This is a genomic window from Streptomyces koelreuteriae, from assembly GCF_018604545.1.
GTDB classification, from domain to species: Bacteria; Actinomycetota; Actinomycetes; order Streptomycetales; family Streptomycetaceae; genus Streptomyces; species Streptomyces koelreuteriae.
This window is the reverse complement of sequence record NZ_CP075896.1, coordinates 6,704,966-6,729,341: the sequence shown is the minus strand read 5'-3', so window position 1 is coordinate 6,729,341 and position 24,376 is coordinate 6,704,966. Positions and strand designations below refer to the sequence as shown.

At 68.2% G+C, this 24,376-nt stretch carries 21 protein-coding genes and 3 rRNA genes; 8 read left to right on the top strand and 16 right to left on the bottom strand.

The genetic code is table 11. From position 1 onward, the window contains the following. Positions 1-19 precede the first annotated feature (19 nt). On the top strand, positions 20-367 hold the full coding sequence (locus tag KJK29_RS30330) for a sterol-binding protein (RefSeq protein ID WP_215122361.1): 348 nt from the start codon (positions 20-22) through the stop codon (positions 365-367). Here the strand turns inward: KJK29_RS30330 and KJK29_RS30325 are convergent. From KJK29_RS30325 to KJK29_RS30310, 4 genes are all read right to left on the bottom strand, one after another. Beyond that, positions 351-1,202 (bottom strand): ABC transporter ATP-binding protein, encoded by an 852-nt coding sequence (locus KJK29_RS30325; protein ID WP_215122360.1) that lies wholly within the window; start codon positions 1,200-1,202, stop codon positions 351-353. The two genes, KJK29_RS30330 and KJK29_RS30325, sit on opposite strands and share 17 nt — an antisense overlap. Continuing rightward, entirely contained in the window at positions 1,199-2,239 is a 1,041-nt protein-coding gene (locus KJK29_RS30320; RefSeq protein ID WP_215122359.1) for a FecCD family ABC transporter permease, read from the bottom strand. The genes KJK29_RS30325 and KJK29_RS30320 overlap by 4 nt, the downstream gene beginning before the upstream one ends. Then, on the bottom strand, positions 2,236-3,279 hold the full coding sequence (locus KJK29_RS30315) for a FecCD family ABC transporter permease (RefSeq protein ID WP_215122358.1): 1,044 nt from the start codon (positions 3,277-3,279) through the stop codon (positions 2,236-2,238). The genes KJK29_RS30320 and KJK29_RS30315 overlap by 4 nt, the downstream gene beginning before the upstream one ends. A gap of 112 nt (positions 3,280-3,391) precedes the next feature. Continuing rightward, on the bottom strand, positions 3,392-4,423 hold the full coding sequence (locus tag KJK29_RS30310; RefSeq protein WP_215122357.1) for an HAD hydrolase-like protein: 1,032 nt from the start codon (positions 4,421-4,423) through the stop codon (positions 3,392-3,394). A 73-nt stretch (positions 4,424-4,496) separates the two neighbouring features. Between KJK29_RS30310 and KJK29_RS30305 the strand changes: the two genes are divergently transcribed. Then, positions 4,497-5,789: a DUF1015 domain-containing protein gene (locus KJK29_RS30305; protein WP_215122356.1), complete on the top strand. Its 1,293-nt coding sequence runs from the start codon at positions 4,497-4,499 to the stop codon at positions 5,787-5,789. A gap of 73 nt (positions 5,790-5,862) precedes the next feature. On the opposite strand, the gene KJK29_RS30300 is transcribed toward KJK29_RS30305, so the two are convergent. The 6 genes from KJK29_RS30300 to KJK29_RS30275 form a co-directional block, all read right to left on the bottom strand. Beyond that, entirely contained in the window at positions 5,863-6,612 is a 750-nt protein-coding gene (locus tag KJK29_RS30300) for a tetratricopeptide repeat protein (RefSeq protein ID WP_215124510.1), read from the bottom strand. Next, complete coding sequence (locus tag KJK29_RS30295; RefSeq protein WP_251058144.1) at positions 6,504-7,676, bottom strand: hypothetical protein; 1,173 nt, start codon at positions 7,674-7,676, stop codon at positions 6,504-6,506. Before KJK29_RS30295 ends, KJK29_RS30300 begins: the two co-directional genes overlap by 109 nt. A 226-nt stretch (positions 7,677-7,902) precedes the next feature. Next, positions 7,903-8,019 (bottom strand): 5S ribosomal RNA (gene rrf, locus KJK29_RS30290). A 104-nt stretch (positions 8,020-8,123) separates the two neighbouring features. Continuing rightward, a 23S ribosomal RNA gene (locus KJK29_RS30285) occupies positions 8,124-11,245 on the bottom strand. A gap of 305 nt (positions 11,246-11,550) precedes the next feature. Continuing rightward, positions 11,551-13,075, bottom strand: a 16S ribosomal RNA gene (locus KJK29_RS30280). Together the 16S, 23S and 5S rRNA genes form the textbook arrangement of a ribosomal RNA operon. A 537-nt stretch (positions 13,076-13,612) precedes the next feature. Beyond that, positions 13,613-14,254: a DNA-3-methyladenine glycosylase gene (locus KJK29_RS30275; protein ID WP_215122355.1), complete on the bottom strand. Its 642-nt coding sequence runs from the start codon at positions 14,252-14,254 to the stop codon at positions 13,613-13,615. Positions 14,255-14,399: 145 nt separating this feature from the next. Between KJK29_RS30275 and KJK29_RS30270 the strand changes: the two genes are divergently transcribed. The 3 genes from KJK29_RS30270 to KJK29_RS30260 all read left to right on the top strand — a co-directional run bounded on the left by KJK29_RS30270 (position 14,400) and on the right by KJK29_RS30260 (position 16,478). Then, positions 14,400-15,182: a sporulation protein gene (locus KJK29_RS30270; RefSeq protein ID WP_215122354.1), complete on the top strand. Its 783-nt coding sequence runs from the start codon at positions 14,400-14,402 to the stop codon at positions 15,180-15,182. A gap of 41 nt (positions 15,183-15,223) precedes the next feature. Beyond that, entirely contained in the window at positions 15,224-15,763 is a 540-nt protein-coding gene (locus KJK29_RS30265; protein WP_215122353.1) for a YbhB/YbcL family Raf kinase inhibitor-like protein, read from the top strand. Positions 15,764-15,971: 208 nt separating this feature from the next. Continuing rightward, positions 15,972-16,478 (top strand): HNH endonuclease, encoded by a 507-nt coding sequence (locus KJK29_RS30260; protein ID WP_215122352.1) that lies wholly within the window; start codon positions 15,972-15,974, stop codon positions 16,476-16,478. Positions 16,479-16,562: 84 nt separating this feature from the next. Here the strand turns inward: KJK29_RS30260 and KJK29_RS30255 are convergent, their stop codons facing one another. The 3 genes from KJK29_RS30255 to KJK29_RS30245 all read right to left on the bottom strand — a co-directional run bounded on the left by KJK29_RS30255 (position 16,563) and on the right by KJK29_RS30245 (position 18,978). Continuing rightward, positions 16,563-17,522: an SPFH domain-containing protein gene (locus KJK29_RS30255; RefSeq protein ID WP_215122351.1), complete on the bottom strand. Its 960-nt coding sequence runs from the start codon at positions 17,520-17,522 to the stop codon at positions 16,563-16,565. A gap of 131 nt (positions 17,523-17,653) precedes the next feature. Next, positions 17,654-18,085 carry an NfeD family protein gene (locus tag KJK29_RS30250; RefSeq protein ID WP_215122350.1) on the bottom strand — a complete coding sequence of 144 codons (432 nt, stop codon included), beginning with the start codon at positions 18,083-18,085 and terminating at the stop codon, positions 17,654-17,656. A 95-nt stretch (positions 18,086-18,180) separates the two neighbouring features. Next, a complete protein-coding gene (locus KJK29_RS30245; RefSeq protein ID WP_189730195.1) occupies positions 18,181-18,978 on the bottom strand; it encodes an ABC transporter ATP-binding protein in 798 nt (265 codons plus the stop codon). Positions 18,979-19,139: 161 nt separating this feature from the next. Here KJK29_RS30245 and KJK29_RS30240 point away from each other — a divergent pair, with 161 nt between their 5' ends. Continuing rightward, a complete protein-coding gene (locus KJK29_RS30240) occupies positions 19,140-19,928 on the top strand; it encodes a hypothetical protein (RefSeq protein WP_215122349.1) in 789 nt (262 codons plus the stop codon). A 198-nt stretch (positions 19,929-20,126) separates the two neighbouring features. Here the strand turns inward: KJK29_RS30240 and KJK29_RS30235 are convergent, their stop codons facing one another. The 3 genes from KJK29_RS30235 to KJK29_RS30225 all read right to left on the bottom strand — a co-directional run bounded on the left by KJK29_RS30235 (position 20,127) and on the right by KJK29_RS30225 (position 22,307). Further along, positions 20,127-20,372 (bottom strand): chaplin, encoded by a 246-nt coding sequence (locus tag KJK29_RS30235; RefSeq protein ID WP_215122348.1) that lies wholly within the window; start codon positions 20,370-20,372, stop codon positions 20,127-20,129. Positions 20,373-20,527: 155 nt separating this feature from the next. Then, positions 20,528-21,169 (bottom strand): response regulator, encoded by a 642-nt coding sequence (locus KJK29_RS30230; RefSeq protein ID WP_189730201.1) that lies wholly within the window; start codon positions 21,167-21,169, stop codon positions 20,528-20,530. Beyond that, complete coding sequence (locus tag KJK29_RS30225; protein ID WP_215122347.1) at positions 21,162-22,307, bottom strand: GAF domain-containing sensor histidine kinase; 1,146 nt, start codon at positions 22,305-22,307, stop codon at positions 21,162-21,164. The genes KJK29_RS30230 and KJK29_RS30225 overlap by 8 nt, the downstream gene beginning before the upstream one ends. A gap of 236 nt (positions 22,308-22,543) precedes the next feature. Between KJK29_RS30225 and KJK29_RS30220 the strand changes: the two genes are divergently transcribed. After that, a complete protein-coding gene (locus KJK29_RS30220) occupies positions 22,544-23,242 on the top strand; it encodes an SDR family NAD(P)-dependent oxidoreductase (protein WP_215122346.1) in 699 nt (232 codons plus the stop codon). Beyond that, complete coding sequence (locus KJK29_RS30215) at positions 23,239-24,318, top strand: S-adenosylmethionine:tRNA ribosyltransferase-isomerase (protein WP_215122345.1); 1,080 nt, start codon at positions 23,239-23,241, stop codon at positions 24,316-24,318. Before KJK29_RS30220 ends, KJK29_RS30215 begins: the two co-directional genes overlap by 4 nt. Positions 24,319-24,376: the final 58 nt, after the last annotated feature.

Genomic DNA, 24,376 nt, shown 5'->3' with positions numbered 1-24,376 from the left:
CTGCGGTACCGTCGTCGCGATGGCCACGATCGAGGAGTGCCGCAGCGCACTCGACAAGCTCTCGGACAACATGCAGCGCGCCGAAGGGGACGTCCGCGACGCCGCGTCCCTGGACCGTTCGGTGAGCTGCCACATCACGGACCTGGACGTCACCTTCGTCGGCCGCATGCGCGGCGGGCGGATCCACGTGCACGAGACCGTGCAGGGGCCGCCGCCCGCCAAGGCCGAGATCAGACTCGCCATGGCCGGCGACGATCTGGTGGCCCTGGTCGACGGCGAGCTGAGCTTCGCCAAGGCCTGGGGCTCGGGCCGGGTGAAGCTGCACGCGGGCGTGCGCGATCTGCTCCAGCTCAGGAAGCTTCTGTAGCCACCTTCTCGGCCGCTGCCTCGGCACGTGCCCGCCGAGCCGCCGGCACCACCAGCGGTGTGCCCGTCTCCGGGTCGTCGATGACCTGGCAGCGCAGCCCGAAGACCTCCTCGACCAGTTCGGCCGTGACGATGTCCTTCGGCGCGCCCTCGGCGATGACGCTTCCCTCGCGCAGGGCGATGAGGTGCGTGGCGTAGCGGGCGGCGTGGTTCAGGTCGTGCAGCACGGCGACGAGCGTGCGCCCCTGCTCCTCGTGCAGCTCCGCGCACAGGTCCAGTACGTCGATCTGGTGCTGGATGTCCAGGTAGGTCGTGGGCTCGTCGAGCAGCAGCAGCGGGGTCTGCTGGGCGAGCGCCATGGCGATCCACACGCGCTGGCGCTGGCCGCCCGAGAGCTCGTCGACGTAGCGCTCGGCGAGTTCGGCGACGCCGGTCTGCCGCATGGACTCCTGGACGACGCGCTCGTCGTCGGTCGACCACTGGCGCAGGATGCCCTGGTGCGGGTAGCGGCCCCGGCCCACCAGGTCGCCGACGGTGATGCCGTCGGGCGCGATGGACGACTGGGGCAGCAGACCGAGGGTCCGCGCGACCTTCTTCGCGGGCATCGACTGGATGACCTGACCGTCGAGCAGCACCCGGCCCTCGCTGGGCTTGAGCATCCGCGACAGTGCCCGCAGGAGCGTCGACTTGCCGCACGCGTTGGGGCCGACGATCACGGTGAAGGAGTTGTCGGGTATCTCCACCGACAGCTGCTCGGCGATCACCCGCTGGTCGTAGGCGAGGGTGACGTTCTCGGCGGACAGACGGTTCACAGTGCTCCTTTGGTTCTTGCTCATATCCGGCCCGCCTTGCGCTCGGTGACCAGCAGCCACAGCAGGTAGACACCGCCGAGCACGCCGGTGACCACACCCACGGGCAGCTGCTCGGCGCCGAACGCCCGCTGCGAGAGCCAGTCGGCGGTGACCAGCAGGGCCGCGCCCATGCACAGGGAGGGCAGCAGGTTCGGGCCGGGCGAACGGGTCAGGCGCCGGGCGAGCTGCGGCGCGGTGAGCGCGACGAAGCTGACGGGACCGGCGGCGGCGGTCGCGGACGCGGTGAGCAGCACGGCCGCCAGCATCAGCAGCAGGCGCACCCGCTCCACCCGGACCCCGAGGGCGTACGACACGTCGTCGCCCATCTCCATCATCCGCAGCCCGCGCGCGTTGCAGAGGGCGAGCGGCACGAGCACGGCGCACAGCCCGAGCAGCGGCCACACCTGGTCCCAGTCACGGCCGTCGAGCGAGCCGGTCATCCACACGACCGCGCGGGCCGCGTCCACGATGTCGGACTTGGTGAGCAGATAGCCGTTGACCGCGGTGACGATCGCGGAGACGCCGATGCCGACCAGCACCAGCCGATAGCCGTGCACGCCCCGCTTCCAGGCGAGCACATAGATCGCGAGCCCGGTCACCAGGCCGCCCACGAGCGCGCCCAGGGCGATCTGGTTGGCGTCCCCGGAGAACAGCACGATCATCGTGAGCGCGCCGGCCGTCGCTCCCTGTCCGAGGCCGAGTACGTCCGGACTGCCCAGCGGATTGCGGGAGATGGACTGGAACAGCGCGCCGCCGAGCCCGAGCGAGGCGCCGACCAGCAGCCCGACCAGGACCCGCGGCAGCCGCAGCTCGTTGACGATGAACTCCTGGCCCTCGTTGCCCTGGCCGAACAGCGTCCGCAGCACATCGGCGGCCGGGATCGGGAAGTCGCCGGTGCCGATGAGCACGACACTCGCCGTGAGCGCCGTGGCCAGCAGCAGGAGCACGACGACCAGGGCCCGCACGTCCAGGCGTATCGAGAGACCGCCGGGGGACCTCACAGCACGGTTGGTGGTCTTCACAGCTGCGCCGTCCTCCGCCGTCGTACGAGATAGATGAACACCGGTCCGCCGAGGATCGCGGTCACGATGCCCACCTGGAGTTCCGCCGGCCGGGCCACGATCCGGCCGATGACATCGGCGCCGAGCAGCAGCACGGGCGACAGGATCGCCGCGTACGGCAGGATCCAGCGCAGGTCGGGCCCGGTGAAGGAACGCACCACGTGCGGCACCATCAGCCCGACGAACACGATCGGCCCGCAGGCGGCGGTCGCGGCCCCGCACAGCACGGTCGCGGCCAGCATGGACAGCGCCCGGGTCCGGTTCAGGTCGGCGCCGAGCGCCTTGGCGGTGTCGTCGCCCATGGCCATGGCGTTGAGCGGCCGGGCCAGGGCCAGCGCCAGGATCGTCCCGGCCAGCAGGAACGGCAGGACCTGTTCGATGGTCGAGTCGGTGGCAGCGGAGAGCGAACCCACCGTCCAGAACCGCATCTTGCCGAGCGCCGCGTCGTCCATGATCATCACGGCCTGGAGATAGCCGTAGAGCGCGGCGCTGATCGCCGTACCGGCGAGCGCGAGCCGCACCGGTGTCGCGCCCCGGCTGCCGCCGAGGAACCACACCAGCGCGCCGACCGCGGCAGCGCCGAAGAACGCGAACCAGACATAGCCGCTGAGCGAGGTGACCCCGAAGAAGGTGATCGCCGTGACGACCGCGGCGGACGCGCCGGCGTTGATGCCGAGCAGCCCGGGGTCGGCGAGCGGGTTGCGCGTGAGCGCCTGGAGAACCGCGCCGGCAAGACCGAGGGCGGCCCCGGCGAGCAGCCCCAGCACCGTCCGTGACATCCGCTCGGCGACGACGACATCGCCGTACGTCCCCGAGTCCTCGAACAGACCGTGCCAGACCTGCCCGAGGGACAGCTCTTTCGCTCCGATCGCGATACTCGCCATAGCGACGAGCACCAGGATCGCGACGGCCAGGACCAGCCCAAAGGCTCGTACCACCCGTCGAGTCGGGGGCGCGGGGGCGGTCTCCGCGCGCTGTTCGGGGGGACTCTCGACCAACACGCAGGTTAGGCTAACCTACCCTGCCTTTCGATCACGATTCCGGATCCGGCCGGGGTCCTCGGACCCACGCACAGCCGTAGCGTGCCCGCGCACCGCGCTTCCCAACCGGTGCTCAGAGGCCCAGCTTCGCCAGCGCCTTCCCCCCGTCCAGCTCGCACGCACCCTCTCCGACGGCCGTCCACGCCGCCGCGCACAGCGCGCGCAGCCCGTCCAGCGCCTCGCCGTCCCCGTCGAGCTCCAGCACCTCCGCGCCGGCCGTCGCCGTCCAGCCTCCGCAGCGGAATCCGCCGTCCTCCAGCGCCTCGATGTCCGGCTGGCCGCTGAGCATCCCCCGCAGATCGGCGTCCACATAGGTCGGCCGGTGCTGCGGCGGCGCGGCCAGCAGTCGCGCGCCGTCGGTGACGCCGGTCAGGACGAGCAGCGAGTCGACGTCCCCGTTGAACGCGCCCTCGATGTCCGTGTCCAGCCGGTCCCCCACCACGAGCGGCCGCCGCGCCCCGGTCCGCAGGATGGTCTCCCGGTGCATCGGCGGCAGCGGCTTGCCCGCGACCTGCGGCTCGGCGCCGGTCGCGATCCGGACGACCTCCACCGCCGCGCCGTTGCCCGGCGCGATCCCGCGCCCGCTCGGAATCGTCAGATCGGTGTTGGAGGCGAACCACGGCACACCGCGCGCGACCGCGTAACTGGCCTCCGCGAACCGGCCCCACGGCAGCTCGGGCCCGCCGAATCCCTGCACCACGGCCGCCGGATCGTCGTCAGCGGACTCGACGGGCACGAGCCCGCGCTCGCGCAGCGCCACCCGCAGCCCCTCACCGCCGATCACCAGCACCCGGGCGCCCTGCGGCACCTGCTCGCTGATCAGCCGCGCGACCGCCTGCGCCGAGGTGATGACATCGTCCGCGCCCGTGGGTATCCCCAGCTTGGTCAGATGCGCGGCCACGGTGTCCGGAGTCCGCAGCGCGTTGTTCGTGACGTACGCGAGCCGCATCCCGCCCGCCCGCGCCTCGGCCAGCGACTCGACGGCGTAGGCGATCGCGCTCCCGCCCGCGTACACGACCCCGTCCAGATCGAGCAGCGCCGTGTCGTACGCCTCGCTCAGGGCCTGCCCACTGCCCTCGGGCCTCGTCCTGACGCTCCGGCTCATCCCGCATCGCTCCTCGTTCGACGGCTTTTCCCCCGATCATCCCCCATGCCACTGACACCCGTACGATGCCGGGATGAACACAGCAGGTCACTCGGAGGCAACGGAGCACCGAGGCCTGGAACTCACCCCGTTCCGAGGCCTTCGTTACGACCCCGACCGGGTCGGCAGCCTTGCCGCCGTCACATCGCCGCCGTACGACGTCGTGGTGCGCCCCGACGGCCTGCACCACCTCGAGTCCTCGGACCCGCACAACATCGTCCGCCTGATCCTGCCCCAGGCCGCCACGCCCAGCGCCCGCAACGAACAGGCCGCCGAGACCCTGCGCCGCTGGCTCTCCGAGGGCGTCCTGGCCACCGACCCGGAACCCGGCCTGTACATCTACGAACAGCGGGACGGCGCCGGCATGCTGCAACGCGGCATCATCGGCACCCTGCGCGTGTCGGACCCCGGCGAGCAGGTGGTGCTGCCGCACGAGGACGTCATGCCGCACATCGTCGCCGACCGCGCGGCCCTGATGCGGGCCACCTCGGCGAACCTCGAACCGCTGCTGCTGACCTACCGGGGCGACGGCTCGGCGAACTCCACGGCGGACCTGATCGAGCGCACCGCCGACCTGCCGCCCCTCCTCTCCACCACCACGGAGGACGGTTTCAGCCACCGCCTGTGGTCCGTCACCGCACCCGCCGACCTGGCCGCGATCCAGACCGACCTGGCCCGTCACCAGGCCCTCATCGCCGACGGCCACCATCGCTGGGCGACCTACCGCCGGCTCCGCGCGGAACACCCCTCCCCCAGCCCGTGGGACCACGGCCTGGTCCTCCTGGTCGACACGGCCCGCTATCCCCTCCGGGTCCGCGCCATCCACCGTCTCCTCCACGACCTGCCGGTCGACCGGGCCGTGGCGGCCCTGCACGGCCTGTTCCGGGTACGCCGCCTGGTGGCCTCCCTGCCCGAGGCCCTTGAGGTCTTGGCGGACGCGGCCTGCGAGGGCAACGCGTTCCTGCTGGCCGGCGACGGTTCCTTCCATCTCGTCGACCGCCCGGACCCGGATCTCCTCGCCCGTACGATCCCCGCCGACCGCCCCGCCGCCTGGCGCACGCTCGACGCGACGGTCCTGCACGCCACGCTCCTCGAACACGTCTGGCACATCCCCGAGGACTCCCCCGCCCACATCGCCTACATCCACGACACGGCCGCCACGGTCGCCAAGGCGGAGCGCGACGGCGGTACGGCCGTCCTGATGCACCCGGTCCGCGAGGAGGTCGTCCGCGACCTGGCCCGCCAGGGCATCACGATGCCGCGCAAGTCGACATCGTTCGGCCCGAAACCGGCCTCGGGCCTGGTGCTGCGCACGCTGGACCTCTGAGAACCCCTGAACACAAAAAAAGGGGGGGCGGATCCCCACCGGGATCCGCCCCCCCCTTCAACTCAACCGGACGTCAGTCCTTCTGCTCCCCCTCGGAGGGGGAGTCCGCGTCGTCGCTCTTGTCGTCGGTGTCGCTCTCGTCGTCGGTCATGACGTCGACGAACTCCACCCCGTCCAGCTCGGCGAGCCGGTCCGACGCGTCCGTGCTGCCGTCCCGGTCGGCCTCCACGGCCTTCGCGAACCACTCCCGCGCCTCGCTCTCCCGTCCGGCGGCGAGCAGCGCGTCGGCGTAGGCGTACCGCAGCCGCGCGGTCCAGGGCTGCACGGAGTTGGCGGCCAGCTCGGGGCTCTGCAGCGTCACGATGGCCGCGTCCAGCTGCTCCATGTCACGCCGGGCACCGGCCGCGACGAGCCGCATCTCGACCTGTCCGGCCTTGTCGAGCTTGTGCACCTCGGGGGCACCGGCCATGTCCAGCGCCTTCTCCGGCCGCCCGAGCCCACGCTCGCAGTCGGCCATGACGGGCCACAGGTCGATGTTCCCGGTCATCCGCTTGGCGGCCCGGAACTCGGCCAGCGCCTCGCCGTACTTCTGGGTGGCGTACGCGGCGAACCCGGCGGCCTCGCGCACGGCGGCGACACGCGATGCCAGCCGCAGCGCGACCCGCGAGTAGCCGTACGCGCCCTCGGGGTCCTCGTCGAGGAGCCGCGCGACCATCACCAGGTTCCTGGCGACGTCGTCCGCGAGCGTCTTCGGCAGGCTCTGCAGCTCCTGCCGTACGTCCTTGTCGATCTCGTCGCCCGTGACGTCCTCGGGGATCGGCAGCCGCTTGATCGGCTCCCGGTCCCGCTCCCGCTCCTCACGGAACCGGCCGCCGCCACGGCGGTCGTCGCGCCGGTCGTCGCGGCCGCGGAAACCACCACGGTCACCGCCCTCACGCCGGAAGCCACGATCGCGGTCGTCCCGCCGCGGCCCACGGTCGTCACGCCCACGGAAACCACCACGGTCGCCGCGGTCCCCACCACGGTCGTCGCGACGGAAGTCACCGCGCTCGCCTCGAGGAGCGTCGTCGCGACGGAAGCCACCACCACGCCCGCCTCGACCGGCGTCGTCCCGACGGAAACCGCCACGCTCCCCGCGGTCGTCCCCACGGCGCTCGTCGCGCCGGTCGTCACGACGGTCGTCACGACGGAAGCCACCGCGGTCCCGGTCGTCGCGACGCTCTCCACGGTCGTCGCGCCGGAACGCGGGACGGTCACCGCGGTCGTCACGCCGGAACCCGCCGCGATCGCGGTCGTCCCTGCGCGGTCCCCGGTCCCGGTCGTCGCGCCTGTCGTCACGCCGGAAGCCACCGCGGTTGTCGTCACGGCCACGGCTGTCGTCACGCCGATCGTCACGACGGTCATCCCGTCGGAAGCCACCGCGCGGTCCACGGTCGTCTCCACGACGGGCATCGCCCCGGCGGTCGTCGCGCCGGCCGTAGCCGCCGCCACGGTTGTCGTCACGACCACGGCTGTCGTCACGCCTGTCGTCACGACGGTCGTCACGCCGGAAGCCACCGCGGTCCCGGTCGTCGCGACGCTCTCCACGGTCGTCGCGCCGGAACGCGGGACGGTCACCGCGGTCGTCACGCCGGAACCCGCCGCGATCGCGGTCGTCCCTGCGCGGTCCCCGGTCTCGGTCGTCGCGCCGACCGAAACCGCCACCACGGCTGTCGTCACGACCACGGCTGTCGTCACGCCGATCGTCACGACGGTCATCGCGCCTGTCGTCCCGTCGGAACCCACCGCGCTCACCGCGGTCGGCACGATCGCCTCGGTCACCTTCACGACGGCCGAAGCCACCACGGTCGTTGTCGCGGCGGTTGTTGTCGCGACGGAAGCCCCCACGGTCTCCACGGTCCCCGCGCTGACCGCCGCGGTCGCTCCGGTCCCCCTCCCGTCGCCGCTGGTCGCGCTCCGGTCGGTCGTCGGGAGAGTTGGTGGACATGGTGACTCCTGTCTTCGGTACCGCAAGTCATTCTCGCGCAGCCGGCTACCCGGTGCGCACCGCAAAAACAAAAAAGGACCCCTGGTCCCAGCTGAACGCTGGGACCAGGGGTCCTTTCCAAAGATTGTTCGGCGGCGTCCTACTCTCCCACAGGGTCCCCCCTGCAGTACCATCGGCGCTGTAAGGCTTAGCTTCCGGGTTCGAAATGTAACCGGGCGTTTCCCCTACGCTATAACCACCGAAACCCTAATGGTTTCGAGCGAACAAGCACACTCTTTAATTGTTCGTTCTGCTCAAACCGACAACTGTTCGTTGTCTCAGAACTGACACAGTGGACGCGAGCAACTGAGGACAAGCCCTCGGCCTATTAGTACCGGTCAACTCCACACGTTACCGTGCTTCCATATCCGGCCTATCAACCCAGTCGTCTACTGGGAGCCTTACCCTCTCAAGGAGGTGGGAATACTCATCTCGAAGCAGGCTTCCCGCTTAGATGCTTTCAGCGGTTATCCCTCCCGAACGTAGCCAACCAGCCATGCCCTTGGCAGAACAACTGGCACACCAGAGGTTCGTCCGTCCCGGTCCTCTCGTACTAGGGACAGCCCTTCTCAATATTCCTACGCGCACAGCGGATAGGGACCGAACTGTCTCACGACGTTCTAAACCCAGCTCGCGTACCGCTTTAATGGGCGAACAGCCCAACCCTTGGGACCGACTCCAGCCCCAGGATGCGACGAGCCGACATCGAGGTGCCAAACCATCCCGTCGATATGGACTCTTGGGGAAGATCAGCCTGTTATCCCCGGGGTACCTTTTATCCGTTGAGCGACGGCGCTTCCACAAGCCACCGCCGGATCACTAGTCCCGACTTTCGTCCCTGCTCGACCCGTCGGTCTCACAGTCAAGCTCCCTTGTGCACTTACACTCAACACCTGATTGCCAACCAGGCTGAGGGAACCTTTGGGCGCCTCCGTTACTCTTTAGGAGGCAACCGCCCCAGTTAAACTACCCATCAGACACTGTCCCTGATCCGGATCACGGACCCAGGTTAGACATCCAGCACGACCAGACTGGTATTTCAACGACGACTCCACCCACACTGGCGTGCGAGTTTCAAAGTCTCCCAGCTATCCTACACAAGCCGAACCGAACACCAATATCAAACTGTAGTAAAGGTCCCGGGGTCTTTCCGTCCTGCTGCGCGAAACGAGCATCTTTACTCGTAGTGCAATTTCACCGGGCCTATGGTTGAGACAGTCGAGAAGTCGTTACGCCATTCGTGCAGGTCGGAACTTACCCGACAAGGAATTTCGCTACCTTAGGATGGTTATAGTTACCACCGCCGTTTACTGGCGCTTAAGTTCTCAGCTTCGCCACCCCGAAGAGTGACTAACCGGTCCCCTTAACGTTCCAGCACCGGGCAGGCGTCAGTCCGTATACATCGCCTTACGGCTTCGCACGGACCTGTGTTTTTAGTAAACAGTCGCTTCTCGCTGGTCTCTGCGGCCACCCCCAGCTCAGAGCGCAAAGCTCATCACCGGATGTGGCCCCCCTTCTCCCGAAGTTACGGGGGCATTTTGCCGAGTTCCTTAACCATAGTTCACCCGAACGCCTCGGTATTCTCTACCTGACCACCTGAGTCGGTTTAGGGTACGGGCCGCCATGAAACTCGCTAGAGGCTTTTCTCGACAGCATAGGATCATCCACTTCACCACAATCGGCTCGGCATCAGGTCTCAGCCACAAGTGCGACGGATTTACCTATCGCACGGCCTACACCCTTACCCCGGGACAACCACCGCCCGGGATGGACTACCTTCCTGCGTCACCCCATCACTCACCTACTACCAACTTGGGTCACCGGCTCCACCACTTTCCTTTCCCCGAAGGGTCCGGAACGGCTTCACGGGCTTAGCATCACTGGATTCGATGTTTGACGCTTCACAGCGGGTACCGGAATATCAACCGGTTATCCATCGACTACGCCTGTCGGCCTCGCCTTAGGTCCCGACTTACCCTGGGCAGATCAGCTTGACCCAGGAACCCTTAGTCAATCGGCGCACACGTTTCTCACGTGTGAATCGCTACTCATGCCTGCATTCTCACTCGTCAACCGTCCACAACTCGCTTACGCGGCTGCTTCACCCGGCAGACGACGCTCCCCTACCCATCACAGCACCCGTTGGGGCTTATTGCTGCAATGACACGACTTCGGCGGTACGCTTGAGCCCCGCTACATTGTCGGCGCGGAATCACTAGACCAGTGAGCTATTACGCACTCTTTCAAGGGTGGCTGCTTCTAAGCCAACCTCCTGGTTGTCTCTGCGACTCCACATCCTTTCCCACTTAGCGTACGCTTAGGGGCCTTAGTCGATGCTCTGGGCTGTTTCCCTCTCGACCATGGAGCTTATCCCCCACAGTCTCACTGCCGCGCTCTCACTTACCGGCATTCGGAGTTTGGCTAAGGTCAGTAACCCGGTAGGGCCCATCGCCTATCCAGTGCTCTACCTCCGGCAAGAAACACACGACGCTGCACCTAAATGCATTTCGGGGAGAACCAGCTATCACGGAGTTTGATTGGCCTTTCACCCCTAACCACAGGTCATCCCCCAGGTTTTCAACCCTGGTGGGTTCGGTCCTCCACGAAGTCTTACCTCCGCTTCAACCTGCCCATGGCTAGATCACTCCGCTTCGGGTCTTGAGCGTGCTACTAAAATCGCCCTGTTCGGACTCGCTTTCGCTACGGCTTCCCCACCCGGGTTAACCTCGCAACACACCGCAAACTCGCAGGCTCATTCTTCAAAAGGCACGCAGTCACGAGGCAAGCACAAGTGCTTGCCCGACGCTCCCACGGCTTGTAGGCACACGGTTTCAGGTACTATTTCACTCCGCTCCCGCGGTACTTTTCACCATTCCCTCACGGTACTATCCGCTATCGGTCACCAGGGAATATTTAGGCTTAGCGGGTGGTCCCGCCAGATTCACACGGGATTTCTCGGGCCCCGTGCTACTTGGGTGTCTCTCAAACGAGCCGCTGACGTTTCGACTACGGGGGTCTTACCCTCTACGCCGGACCTTTCGCATGTCCTTCGCCTACATCAACGGTTTCTGACTCGTCCTGTCGCCGGCAGACGACAGAAGAGAGATCCCACAACCCCGTATACGCAACCCCTGCCGGGTCTCACACGCATACGGTTTGGCCTCATCCGGTTTCGCTCGCCACTACTCCCGGAATCACGGTTGTTTTCTCTTCCTGCGGGTACTGAGATGTTTCACTTCCCCGCGTTCCCTCCACACTGCCTATGTGTTCAGCAGCGGGTGACAGCCCATGACGACTGCCGGGTTTCCCCATTCGGAAACCCCCGGATCAAAGCCTGGTTGACGACTCCCCGGGGACTATCGTGGCCTCCCACGTCCTTCATCGGTTCCTGGTGCCAAGGCATCCACCGTGCGCCCTTAAAAACTTGGCCACAGATGCTCGCGTCCACTGTGCAGTTCTCAAACAACGACCAGCCACCCGTCACACACCACTTACGCGATGCTTCACCGGGGCCGGCGACTGAGGAAGTTCATTCCCTCAGACACCCAACAGCGTGCCCGGCACACTCCCCGCTCCCCTCAACGTTCCACGCTCCGAAGAGCAGTACTAGAAGGAGAAGACGATCGAGTGTGCCGAATAGTCAACGTTCCACCCATGAGCAACCAGCATCAGACGTTCGCTGATGTACTGGCCTCTGACCTCACCCCGAGGGGATCGGTAAGAAGTGCTCCTTAGAAAGGAGGTGATCCAGCCGCACCTTCCGGTACGGCTACCTTGTTACGACTTCGTCCCAATCGCCAGTCCCACCTTCGACAGCTCCCTCCCACAAGGGGTTGGGCCACCGGCTTCGGGTGTTACCGACTTTCGTGACGTGACGGGCGGTGTGTACAAGGCCCGGGAACGTATTCACCGCAGCAATGCTGATCTGCGATTACTAGCGACTCCGACTTCATGGGGTCGAGTTGCAGACCCCAATCCGAACTGAGACCGGCTTTTTGAGATTCGCTCCACCTCGCGGTATCGCAGCTCATTGTACCGGCCATTGTAGCACGTGTGCAGCCCAAGACATAAGGGGCATGATGACTTGACGTCGTCCCCACCTTCCTCCGAGTTGACCCCGGCGGTCTCCCGTGAGTCCCCAGCACCACAAGGGCCTGCTGGCAACACGGGACAAGGGTTGCGCTCGTTGCGGGACTTAACCCAACATCTCACGACACGAGCTGACGACAGCCATGCACCACCTGTACACCGACCACAAGGGGGCGCCTGTCTCCAGACGTTTCCGGTGTATGTCAAGCCTTGGTAAGGTTCTTCGCGTTGCGTCGAATTAAGCCACATGCTCCGCCGCTTGTGCGGGCCCCCGTCAATTCCTTTGAGTTTTAGCCTTGCGGCCGTACTCCCCAGGCGGGGCACTTAATGCGTTAGCTGCGGCACGGACAACGTGGAATGTTGCCCACACCTAGTGCCCACCGTTTACGGCGTGGACTACCAGGGTATCTAATCCTGTTCGCTCCCCACGCTTTCGCTCCTCAGCGTCAGTATCGGCCCAGAGATCCGCCTTCGCCACCGGTGTTCCTCCTGATATCTGCGCATTTCACCGCTACACCAGGAATTCCGATCTCCCCTACCGAACTCTAGCCTGCCCGTATCGACTGCAGACCCGGGGTTAAGCCCCGGGCTTTCACAACCGACGTGACAAGCCGCCTACGAGCTCTTTACGCCCAATAATTCCGGACAACGCTCGCGCCCTACGTATTACCGCGGCTGCTGGCACGTAGTTAGCCGGCGCTTCTTCTGCAGGTACCGTCACTTTCGCTTCTTCCCTGCTGAAAGAGGTTTACAACCCGAAGGCCGTCATCCCTCACGCGGCGTCGCTGCATCAGGCTTTCGCCCATTGTGCAATATTCCCCACTGCTGCCTCCCGTAGGAGTCTGGGCCGTGTCTCAGTCCCAGTGTGGCCGGTCGCCCTCTCAGGTCGGCTACCCGTCGTCGCCTTGGTGAGCCATTACCTCACCAACAAGCTGATAGGCCGCGGGCTCATCCTTCACCGCCGGAGCTTTTAACCTCCACTCAGGAGAGTGGAGGTGTTATCCGGTATTAGACCCCGTTTCCAGGGCTTGTCCCAGAGTGAAGGGCAGATTGCCCACGTGTTACTCACCCGTTCGCCACTAATCCACCCCGAAGGGCTTCATCGTTCGACTTGCATGTGTTAAGCACGCCGCCAGCGTTCGTCCTGAGCCAGGATCAAACTCTCCGTGAATGTGTACTCGGCCAGTAAATTAATACAGCCGGTCGACACCACGAGAGCGGAACAGTCAGGCGGAATAGGCCCGACCGTTCACAGCGTCCTCGCTGTGTTTTTTCAAAGGAACCTCGTCCCAGCGAATGCTGGAGACGGGGTATCAACATATCTGGCGTTGACTTTTGGCACGCTGTTGAGTTCTCAAGGAACGGTCGCTTCCTTTGTACTCACCCTCTCGGGCTTTCCTCCGGGCGCTTCCCTTCGGTCTTGCGTTTCCGACTCTATCAGATCCTTTTTCGATCCGATTCCCTGTCGGCGGGATTTGCCGTGGGGCCTTGGCTTTCGCCTGTCGGCCTTTCGACATTCACTACGTTAGCCGATTCGCCGTCCAACTCATAATCGAGTCTGTCGACATCGAATTCAGGCATGCGGGCACGCCGAATTCGCCCCTGCTGAGGGGAGTGACTAGGTAGTGGGTTGGCCGCTTCCGAGTGCTGGCGATTGCCGTACCCGTTTCAGCGGCTCGGGCCACATTACGCACCTTGCGAGGACGCGTCAACTTCGACGGCGCCTCGGGACATGGGCGCGATAGGGGCTGACCGTCGGGTCGCCGGCGACCCAGAAGCGCCACGGGTGTACGGCTCCGTCGCCGGACACCCCGGTGCGGGGGCCGTTGAGTACCTGGTCGGAGGGCACGGGAGTACCGGTCAGCATGCGGAGAGGGGTGTCCTCGGGGGTGCACGCGTCCGTGCCGTCCAGGGAGCGGTCCACGCCCAGGGCCGTGGCCAGTCGGGCGGGGCCTTTGGCCAGTTCCTTTTCGTTGCGGGCCGAGAGTCGACGGGTGCGGGCCAGTTCGGCGCCCTCGATGATCTCGCCGGCGCGAAGCAGGACCGCGCTCGCCTTGTCCTCGGGGCCGCACACCAGGTTCATGCAGAACCACATGCCATAGGTGAAGTAGACGTAGACGTGTCCGGGCGGACCGAACATCACGCCGTTGCGGGCCGTGCGGCCCCGGTAGGCATGGGAGCCGGGGTCGTCGGAACCGTCGTAGGCCTCGACCTCTGTGAGGCGGAGGGCGATCGGACCGTCCGGGGTGGTGCGTACCAGGACGCGGCCGAGGAGATCAGGGGCGACATCGAGAACGGGCCGGTCGAAGAACTCCCTGGACAGGGGCGTACGGTCGGGGGTCGCGATCATGCCGTCCGAGGGTACTCAAGACAGGTGGTGCGGCGGGGTGGCCAGCGGGCACCGGCCTTGCCAGGGTGAGGGCATGGAACCGGCCACGGCCGGATCGCGTTTGTATGGATCAAGGATCCACCCGTAGTGGGCGAGAGGGAGAGACATGGCGTTCAAGAAGCTGCTCGCGAGCCTGGGGGCCGGCGGGGCTTCGGTCGAGACGGTGCTGCACGAGGTCAACGTCGTCCCGGGCGGCGTCGTCCAGGGTGAGGTGCGGATCCAGGGCGGGTCCGTGAACCAGCAGATCGAGGGGCTCTCGGTCGGGCTGCAGGCCAAGGTCGAGGTGGAGAGCGGCGACCAGGAGTACAAGCAGGACATCGAGTTCACGAAGTCGCGGCTGGGCGGGGCGTTCGAGCTCCAGGCGAACGCGGTGCACGCGGTGCCGTTCGGGCTGGAGATCCCGTGGGAGACCCCGATCACGATGATCGACGGGCAGGCGCTGCGCGGCATGAACATCGGGGTGTCCACGGAGCTGGAGATCGCGCGTGCCGTGGACTCCGGTGACCTGGACCCGGTCAACGTGCACCCGCTGCCGGCGCAGAAGGCGATCCTGGACGCGTTCATCCAGCTCGGCTTCCGGTTCAAGAACGCGGACATGGAACGCGGTGTCATCCGGGGTACGCGGCAGAAGCTGCCGTTCTACCAGGAGATCGAGTTCCACCCGCCGCAGCAGTACCGGGGGCTGAACCAGGTCGAGCTGAGCTTCGTGGCCGATGAGCAGGCCATGGACGTGGTGCTCGAGATGGACAAGAAGCCGGGGCTGTTCAGCGAGGGCAGCGACACCTTCCGCTCCTTCAAGGTGGGGCTGCAGGACTACCAGAGCACCGACTGGACCGCGTACCTCAACCAGTGGCTGTCCGAGGTCGGCAGCAAGCGCAACTGGTTCTAGGCTCGAGGCTGACTGAACGAAATCGATCAGGAGGTACCGAGGTGACCGAGCTCAAGCGGCGGCCGCTCCCCCACGACTTCCATCCGCCCGTACCGTCGTTCACGGTCACGAGCAAGGATGTCGAGGAAGGTGCGACGCTCCAGGACGCTCAGGTCTACGCGGCCGGCAACACCTCGCCGCAGTTGCGGTGGGAGGGCTTCCCGCCCGAGACCAAGAGCTTCGCCGTGACCTGCTACGACCCCGATGCCCCGACGGGCAGCGGTTTCTGGCACTGGGTGCTGTTCGACATTCCGGGCTCGGTGACCGAGCTGCCGGTGGGTGCGGGCAGTGGCGCGTTCGAGGGTCTGCCCGAGGGCGCGATCCAGGCGCGCAACGACTACGGAAGCAAGGAGTTCGGTGGTGCCGCGCCGCCGCCCGGGGACGGTTCCCACCGTTACGTGTTCACGGTGTACGCCGTGGATTCGGAGAAGCTCGGTCCGGATGCGGACGCTTCGCCTGCCGTCGTGGGCTTCAACCTGCGGTTTCACACCATCGGGCGGGCCCAGCTGATCGGTGAGTACGAGGTGCCCGCCGAAAGCTGAGCCGTCGTCCGGCGATCCCAGCGTTCACAGAACGTTTGCCCGCTCCTGGTCTTGGAATTGATCAGGAGCGGGCATTTTTGTTGCCGGGGGCACGGGGGTCACCCCCCGTGAGAGCAGCAGATATTGCGTTGTCCATCTCGGCGTGCCCGGCCAGAGTTGATCCCAGCCCGCCAGGGGGTGGGCCGGTGCACACGGGAGGTGGGCTGGTATGCGGGACACGCTGGTACTCAACGCGAGCTTCGAGCCGCTGTCGACGGTAACGCTGAACCGAGCCGTCGTTCTGGTGCTTCAGGACAAGGCCGTCGTCGAGCAGGCCCACCCCGAACTGCGGATGCGAGGAGCCGCGGTCGACATACCGGCGCCCCGGGTCATCAGGCTCTGCCAGTACGTACGGGTGCCCTTCCGAAGACGAGCTCCGTGGTCGCGGCGGGGTGTGCTGGTCCGGGACCGGAACCGGTGCGCGTACTGCGGGAGGCGGGCGACGACCGTCGACCACGTGGTGCCGCGGTCGCGGGGCGGACAGGACACCTGGCTGAACACGGTGGCCTCGTGTGCGGAGGACAATCACCGCAAGGCGAACCGGACTCCGGTGGAGGCGGGCATGCCGTTGCTTCAGGAGCCGTTCGAGCCGACACCGGCGGACGCGATGCTGCTGGCGCTGGGGCAGGACGACTTCGACGCGCTGCCGGAGTGGCTGGCGCAGCCCGCCGCCTAGCCGACCTGGCCTGACTGACATACGAAGGGGGCCCGCTTCTCCGGGAAGCGGGCCCCCTCGTGTGTGCCGGGCGTATGTGCCAGGTCAGTCGATGGACGGCTTCTCGCGGCGTTCCTGGGCGGGGACGGCGGCTCCGGAGCCGCCGCCGTTGCCGCCGGAACCGCCGCCGAGGCCGCCGAAGTTGCCCATCGCGCCGGAGAGGCCCTTGAGGGCGTCGCCGATCTCGCTGGGGACGATCCAGAGCTTGTTGGCGTCGCCCTCGGCGATCTTCGGGAGCATCTGGAGGTACTGGTAGGAGAGGAGCTTCTGGTCCGGGTCTCCGGCGTGGATGGCCTCGAAGACCGTACGGACGGCCTGGGCCTCGCCCTCGGCTCGCAGGGCGGCCGCCTTGGCCTCACCTTCGGCGCGCAGGATCTGGGACTGCTTCTCACCCTCGGCGCGCAGGATCTCCGACTGCCGGACACCTTCGGCCTGGAGGATCGCGGCGCGCTTGTCGCGGTCGGCGCGCATCTGCTTCTCCATCGAGTCCTGGATGGAGGTGGGCGGTTCGATCGCCTTGAGCTCGACGCGGTTGACGCGGATGCCCCACTTGCCGGTGGCCTCGTCGAGGACGCCGCGCAGGGCCGCGTTGATCTCCTCGCGGGAGGTCAGGGTCCGCTCCAGGTCCATGCCGCCGATGATGTTGCGCAGCGTGGTGACGGTGAGCTGCTCGATCGCCTGGATGTAGCTGGCGACTTCGTAGGTGGCGGCCCGCGCGTCGGTCACCTGGTAGTAGATGACGGTGTCGATGTTGACCACCAGGTTGTCCTGAGTGATCACCGGCTGCGGCGGGAAGGGGACGACCTGTTCACGCAGGTCGATGCGGTTGCGGATGGTGTCTATGAACGGGACCACGATGTTGAGGCCCGCGTTGAGTGTCCGCGTGTAGCGGCCGAACCGCTCGACGATGGCCGCGCTGGCCTGTGGGATGACTTGGATCGTCTTGATCAGGGCGATGAAGACCAACACCACCAGAATGATCAGGACGATGATGACCGGTTCCATCGTCGTTCCCCGTACCCTTCTCCGCCTCGGCGACTTCGGCAGATCTTATGGTTGTTGAAGATCTTGCTGGTCGAGTCTGTCAGACCGTCGCGTAGCTGGCGAGGAGTTCACTCCAGTTACGTCCTGCGAGGTCACATGACGATCGCAGTGGCTCCCTCGATGTCCACGACGTCCACTTCCTGGCCTACTTCGTAAGCGCGGTCGGTGTCGAGGGCGCGGGCCGACCAGACCTCTCCGGCCAGCTTGATCCGGCCGCCGGAGGCGTCGACGCGTTCCAGGACGACGGCTTGTCTGCCTTTCAGGGCGTCCACGCCCGTGGCGAATTGGGGTCGCTGGGCGCGATGCCGGTTCGCGATGGGCCGTACGACCGCGATGCCGGCGGTCGAGACGACGGCGAAGACCGCGACCTGGGCGACGGCTCCGCCGCCGAAGACGCCGGTGACCGTCGCCGCGGCGATGGCGCCCACCGCGAGCATGCCGAGTTCGGGCATCGCGGTGACCACGAGCGCGATGCCGAGCGCTGTCGCGCCGATCAGCCACCACAGCCATGCGTCGATTTCCACATGGTCATGGTAGGTCCGACGCCCCTGTCGCCGACAGGGCGCCCGGCGTGTGAAATGCCGTTCTTACTCTGGCACTTGTGCGGCGTGGGGCCGGGTCAGGACAGCGGGAGGCCCTGTGCGGTCCAGCGCTCGCCCGCCTGTTCGACGACGAGCGGGAGGCCGAAGCAGAGGGAGAGGTTGCGGGAGGTGAGTTCGAGCTCCAGCGGACCGGCGGCGAGGACCTTGCCCTGGCGGATCATGAGGACGTGGGTGAAGCCCGGGGGGATCTCCTCGACGTGGTGGGTGACCATGAGCATCGAGGGGGCGATGGGGTCCCGGGCGAGCCGGCCGAGGCGGCGGACGAGGTCCTCGCGGCCGCCGAGGTCGAGTCCGGCGGCGGGCTCGTCGAGGAGGAGCAGCTCGGGGTCGGTCATCAGGGCGCGGGCGATGAGGGTGCGCTTGCGCTCGCCCTCGGAGAGCGAGCCGAAGCGGCGCTCCAGGTAGTCGCTCATGCCGAGGCGGTCGAGGAAGGCGCGGGCGCGCCGCTCGTCGATCTCCTCGTAGTCCTCGTGCCAGGTGGCGGTCATGCCGTACGCGGCGGTCAGCACGGTCTCCAGGACCGTCTGGCGCTTGGGCAGCTTCTCGGTCATGGCGATGCCGGCCATGCCGATGCGCGGGCGCAGCTCGAAGACGTCGGTGCCGGGCCTGCCGAGGGTCTCGCCGAGGATGGCGGCGGTGCCCGAGCTGGGGAAGAGGTAGGTGGAAGCGAGGTTGAGGAGGGTGGTCTTGCCGGCGCCGTTCGGGCCCAGGATGACCCAGCGCTCGCCCTCCTTGACCGACCAGGAGACCTGGTCCACCAGAGCCCGGCCCTCGCGGACCACGGATACGTCCTGAAGCTCCAGAACATCGCTCATGAGCGCGTTGTCTCCCCTTGCAGTGTGGCCGGTCTCGGCTGTCGCGTAAGCCTGTGGCTCGGTCCGCCGCGCCGGTGGGCGCAGCCCTCCATGAAATCTACGCCACCGGTCGGTCCGGGCATTCCCTCGGTCCGGGTCTTGGGCTCTCTTAGGGTGGAGGCATGCTCTCGGAACCGCGTGCGGGACGTCTCGCAGCTTGGGGAAATGCCCTTTTGGCCGGACTTGTCTCACCTGATGACGCCGTGCTCGCCATCGTCGGCGAGGACGCGGTGCACCGGGTGGAGGGGCTGCCCGGGGAGTCGGCGCCCGTCGGGCTCACGCTCGCGCTGGGGCGGCTGCGGACGCTCGGGGTGACCGGGCTGCGGCTCGCGCTGCCCGCGCCCGGGCATCCGCTGGGGCTGAGCGGGCCGCCGGAGTTCAACGCGCGGGCGCTCGATGCCGAGCAGGCGGTGCTCTGTTACGGCGCCGCGTTCGGGCTGGTGCCGGAGGTGTACGAGGCCGGGCCCGACGGTGATGTGCATGTCGAGGTCGTCTGGCATGTGCTGGCGGTGCGGGAGGCGCCGCCCGCTGATGTGCCGTCGCTGGGTGAGGCCGAGCGGGAGCTGGCGGAGGCCCTGCGGGAGGCGACGGAGGTGCTGACGCGGCTGGATGTGGCCGGGTCGGGGCCGGTGGCCGCGGCGGCGATCGACGCGTATCGGGCGCGGGCCGAGCGGGGGCGGGAGGTGCTGGCGCCGGGGTACCCGCCGCGGGCGGTTCGGGTGCTGGAGTTGGCACAGCGGGTGGGGACGTTGATCGTGGTGGCGACGGAGAGTGGGCACGGGGGTGCGGTGAGTGCGTCCGAGATGGGGGCGCGGCGGGAGGCGTTGCGGCCGGTGGAGCGGACGGCTCGGCGGGCGCAGGTCGCTGCGTACAACTCCGTTGTGGAGGAGCGGGAGCGGGGCGTGCACTGACTCGGGGGTGTCGTGCTCGGCGTTGGGGCTGGGGGCGGGTGGGTGCGCGGCCCGGCGTAGCGGGGTGCCGCCTGCGCCCACCCGTGCCGCCCCTTGCGGCACGCATGCCCGCAGGCTGGGCGCGGCCGTAAACGACTGACGGCCTCCCGGGCAGGACCGGGAGGCCGGGGTCACCTTCGGCTCGAAGCTGAGGTGAAGTCAGTGGTTGACGGCGAGGTTGCCGAACGCCGGGTTCAGGACGCCGATGACGTTCACGCTGTTGCCGGAGACGTTGACCGGGACGTGCACCGGGGCCTGGACCACGTTGCCCGAGGCGACGCCGGGCGAGCCGATGGCGCTGCCGTCGGCGTGCGAGCCGTTCGTGGCGGAGGCCATGCCCGCACCGGCGGCCAGCAGTCCACCGGTCACCATCGTCACGGCAGCGGCCTTCTTCAGGTTCTTCACTTCTGAGCCCTCCTTGCGATCGCCGCGGCAGGCGCCGCGGCACGCACTGGAGAACGGCGGAGATCCGTCGAGGATGCGCCATGCGAGGGACATTCCCACGACAGTATGAATCTCGGTCCGGAGTGGAACCTTCCGCGTTGCCGCGGCGTGAGCGGTCAGCCGGTCACGCCATGGCGAACGGCCCACAGGGCGGCCTGCGTTCGGTCGGACAGGTCGAGCTTCATCAGGATGTTCGAGACGTGGGTCTTGACGGTCTTCTCGGAGAGGACGAGCGCGCGGGCGATCTCCCGGTTGGAGCGGCCGTCCGCGATCAGGCCGAGCACCTCGCGCTCCCGGTCGGTGAGCGAGCCGGCCCTTCCCGGCCCCGAGTTGGCCTCCTCCTGGGACAGCAGGGCGCCGGCGACCTCCGGCTGGAGGAGGATGTGCCCGGCGTGGACGGAGCGGATGGCTCCGGCGAGGGCGTCGGGGTCGACGTCCTTGTAGACATAGCCGGCGGCGCCCGCGCGCAGGGCCGGCACCACTGTGCGCTGCTCGGTGAAGCTGGTGACGACCAGCACGCGCGCGGGGTTGTCGAGTTCGCGGAGTCTGCGCAGGGCGTCGACGCCGTCCATGCCCGGCATCTTGACGTCCATGAGGATGACGTCGGGCTTCAACTCCTCGGCGCGGTCGACTCCCTCGGCGCCGTCCGCGGCCTCGCCGACGACCTCGATGTCGTCCTGCACCTCGAGGAAGGTGCGCAGGCCCCGGCGGACGACCTGATGGTCGTCGACGAGCAGTACCTTGATCGCGTCAGCCACCGGGGACCTCCATCTCGATCGTGGTGCCCTTGCCGGGCACCGATTCCACGGTCAGCGTGCCGCCGGCCCCGCTCGCCCGGTCCCGCATGGAGACCAGGCCCAGATGGCGCCCCGCGCGACGCACCGCCTGCGGGTCGAAGCCGCAGCCGTCGTCCGTGACGCGCAGGACGGCTCCGGCGCCGCGGCGGTCCAGGGTCACGTCGACGTGGTCGGCGCCGGAGTGGCGCAGGGCGTTGTGCAGGGCCTCCTGGGCGACGCGCAGGACGGCTTCCTCCTGGGATGCGGGCAGGGCCTTCACGCCGTGGCCCTCGAAGGTCACGCGGGCGCTGTGGGCGCGGTCGAGGACCTGGACCTGTGTGCGGAGGGTGGCCACGAGGCCGTCCTCGTCGAGGGCGGCGGGGCGCAACTCGACGACCGCTGCGCGCAGTTCGTCGGCGGCCTCGGCGGCGAGCGCGGCCACTTGGTGCAACTCGCCCTTGGCGCGGCCCGGATCGCGGTCGATCAGGGCCGCTGCCGCCTGGGCGGTGAGGCGCAGGGAGAACAGCTTCTGGCTGACCGCGTCGTGCAGTTCGTGGGCGAGGCGGGAGCGCTCCTCGGCGATGGTCAGTTCGCGGCTGCGTTCGTAGAGGCGGGCGTTGGTGAGGGCGATCGCGGCGTGCTGGGCGAGGATGCCGAGGAGTTCCTCGTCGTCCGCCGTGAAGCCGCAGCCGCCCTCGGGCTTCTCGCAGTTCTTGTTCGCGAGGAAGAGCGCGCCGATCACCTCGTCGCCGTCGCGGATCGGCAGGCCCAGGAAGTCGACCAGGTCGGGGTGGGCCTTCGGCCAGCCCTCGAAGCGGGGGTCCTTGCGGACGTCGGCGAGGCGCTCGGACCTGGCCTCGTGGAGCATCGCGGCGAGGATGCCGTGCTGGCGCGGGAGGGGGCCGATGGCCTTCCACTGTTCCTCGCTGACGCCGTCGACCACGAACTGCGCGAAGCCGCCGTGATCGTCCGGCACGCCGAGCGCGGCGTACTGCGCGTCGAGCAGCTCGCGGGCCGAGGCGACGATCGTCTTGAGGACGTCGCGCACCTCTAGATGCCTGCTCATGGCCAGCAACGCGGAGCTCACCGCGGCGAGGCCGGACCGGGGACCGTGACTCATGTCATCACGGTACCGGCGGGCTGTGACAGCGCGGATCGGACCAGTGGCGGCGGGTGCCCGGTCCGGTGGGCCTAGGTCGCGAGGCCCAGCCGGAAGGGCTACGCGGCCTAGGACCGGGGGCGCCGGGCCGGTGGCGTAGGGCGAAGGGACCCGGTGGATTGCGGCCCGCGTCCGAGGTGGTCGGGGCGGCTCCGTTCCTACGTTGAGGGCACGCGAACACGACAGAGGAGCCGATCATGCCGGTTGCGATCATCACCGGGGCCTCGAAAGGCCTGGGCCGTGCGCTCGCCGAGGCCCTGGCCGGGCGTGGCTGGGACCTGGTGCTCGATGCGAGGGGCGCCGAGGCGCTGGCGGAGGCGGCGGAGGCCGTCTCCGCGTACGGCACGCGGGTGACCGCCCTGCCCGGGGACGTCACCGACGCCGGGCACCGGGCGGAGCTGGTGTCGGCGGCGTGGCGGCTGGGCGGCGTCGACCTGCTGGTGCACAACGCGAGCGCGCTGGGCGCCGAGCCGCTGGTGCGGCTGGAGGAGCTGCCCCTGGAGGGGCTGCGCCGGGCGCTGGAGGTGAACCTCGTGGCGGGGCTCGGCCTGGTCCAGGAGGCGCTGCCGCTGCTGCGGGCTTCGGGGGCGGGCACGGTCGTCGCCGTCAGCTCGGACGCGGCGGCCGAGGCGTACGAGACCTGGGGCGGCTACGGGGCGTCCAAGGCGGCTCTGGACCATCTGACGGCGGTGCTCGCCGTGGAGGAGCCGGGGCTGCGGGTCTGGGCGGTGGATCCCGGGGACATGGCCACGGACCTGTATGCGGCGGCCGTACCGGACGATCATGATCCGCGGCAGGAGCCGGCGGCTGTGGTGCCGGGGTTCCTGCGGCTGCTGGACGAGCGTCCGGCGAGCGGGCGGTACGGGGCTCCGGCCCTGCTGGACGGGGCCCGATGACACCGGCCGTGCGGGTGCCGGAGGAGCTGTCGGCCCGGGTGCCGGTCGAGCAGCGGGGGCCCGGGCTGGGCCGGGACGCCGTACGGATGCTGGTGTCGCGGGGCTCCGAGGTGGCGCATCACACGTTCACGGAGCTGCCGCGGCTGTTGCGGGCGGGGGATCTGCTGGTGGTCAACACCTCGGCCACGCTGGCGGCGGCCGTCGACGGGTGGATCGGGCACGCACGCGTGGTCGTGCACTTCTCCACCTCCGGGGACGACGGCCGCTGGGCGGTGGAGCTGCGGGAGCCCGACGGGCGGGGCACCACGCGTGCGCGTGCGGGTGGGCCCGTGGGTACGGAGGTGCGTCTGCCGGGAGGAGTCCGGCTGGTGCTGGAGGAGCCGCTGAGCGGGCGGAGCGGGCGGCTGTGGTGGGCGCGGGTGGCCGGGCCCGGGGTCGCGGGGCTGCTGCGGGAGCACGGGCGGCCCATTCGCTACTCCTACACGGAGCGGGACCAGCCGCTGTCCGTCTACCAGACGGTGTTCGCGCTGCCGTCGGCGGACGGGGCGGGCTCCGCGGAGATGCCGAGTGCGGCGCGGCCCTTCACGGCGCGGCTGGTGGCGGAGCTGGTGGGCCGGGGGGTGTGGTTCGCGCCGGTCACGCTGCACACGGGGGTGGCGTCGGCGGAGGCGCACGAGCCGCCGTATCCGGAGCGCTTCGCGGTGCCCGCGGCGTCGGCGCGGCTGATCAACGCCGCGAGGGCCGGTGGGGGCCGGGTCCTGGCGGTCGGGACGACGGCGGTGCGGGCCGTGGAGTCGGCGGCGGGTGCCGACGGGGTCGTACGGCCGCGGGCCGGTTGGACCGGTCTGGTGGTGACACCGGAGCGCGGGGTGCGGGTGGTGGACGGGCTGCTGACCGGGCTGCACGAGCCGGAGGCCTCGCATCTGCTGATGCTGGAGGCGATCGCGGGGCGGGCTGCCATGGAGCGGGGCTACGAGGCCGCACTGCAGGGCCGTTACCTGTGGCACGAGTTCGGGGACGTGCACCTCGTCCTGCCCGGAAAGGCCCCTCACGCAGTGCATTGCTCAAGCAACTGACAGTGCAGCAGATCTTCGCCCGATGTGACCCCTCGCATAGGAGCCACGTCACGTACGA

Bases quoted from the DNA above. Each gene is read 5' to 3' on its own strand.
- KJK29_RS30245 (WP_189730195.1), bottom strand. From the start codon at position 18,978: ATGAGCGATGTTCTGGAGCTTCAGGACGTATCCGTGGTCCGCGAGGGC.
- KJK29_RS30270 (WP_215122354.1), top strand. From the start codon at position 14,400: ATGGCGTTCAAGAAGCTGCTCGCGAGCCTGGGGGCCGGCGGGGCTTCG.
- KJK29_RS30330 (WP_215122361.1), top strand. From the start codon at position 20: ATGGCCACGATCGAGGAGTGCCGCAGCGCACTCGACAAGCTCTCGGAC.
- KJK29_RS30310 (WP_215122357.1), bottom strand. From the start codon at position 4,423: ATGAGCCGGAGCGTCAGGACGAGGCCCGAGGGCAGTGGGCAGGCCCTG.
- KJK29_RS30305 (WP_215122356.1), top strand. From the start codon at position 4,497: ATGAACACAGCAGGTCACTCGGAGGCAACGGAGCACCGAGGCCTGGAA.
- KJK29_RS30225 (WP_215122347.1), bottom strand. From the start codon at position 22,307: ATGAGTCACGGTCCCCGGTCCGGCCTCGCCGCGGTGAGCTCCGCGTTG.
- KJK29_RS30275 (WP_215122355.1), bottom strand. From the start codon at position 14,254: ATGATCGCGACCCCCGACCGTACGCCCCTGTCCAGGGAGTTCTTCGAC.
- KJK29_RS30255 (WP_215122351.1), bottom strand. From the start codon at position 17,522: ATGGAACCGGTCATCATCGTCCTGATCATTCTGGTGGTGTTGGTCTTC.
- KJK29_RS30240 (WP_215122349.1), top strand. From the start codon at position 19,140: ATGCTCTCGGAACCGCGTGCGGGACGTCTCGCAGCTTGGGGAAATGCC.
- KJK29_RS30260 (WP_215122352.1), top strand. From the start codon at position 15,972: ATGCGGGACACGCTGGTACTCAACGCGAGCTTCGAGCCGCTGTCGACG.
- KJK29_RS30325 (WP_215122360.1), bottom strand. From the start codon at position 1,202: ATGAGCAAGAACCAAAGGAGCACTGTGAACCGTCTGTCCGCCGAGAAC.
- KJK29_RS30220 (WP_215122346.1), top strand. From the start codon at position 22,544: ATGCCGGTTGCGATCATCACCGGGGCCTCGAAAGGCCTGGGCCGTGCG.
- KJK29_RS30215 (WP_215122345.1), top strand. From the start codon at position 23,239: ATGACACCGGCCGTGCGGGTGCCGGAGGAGCTGTCGGCCCGGGTGCCG.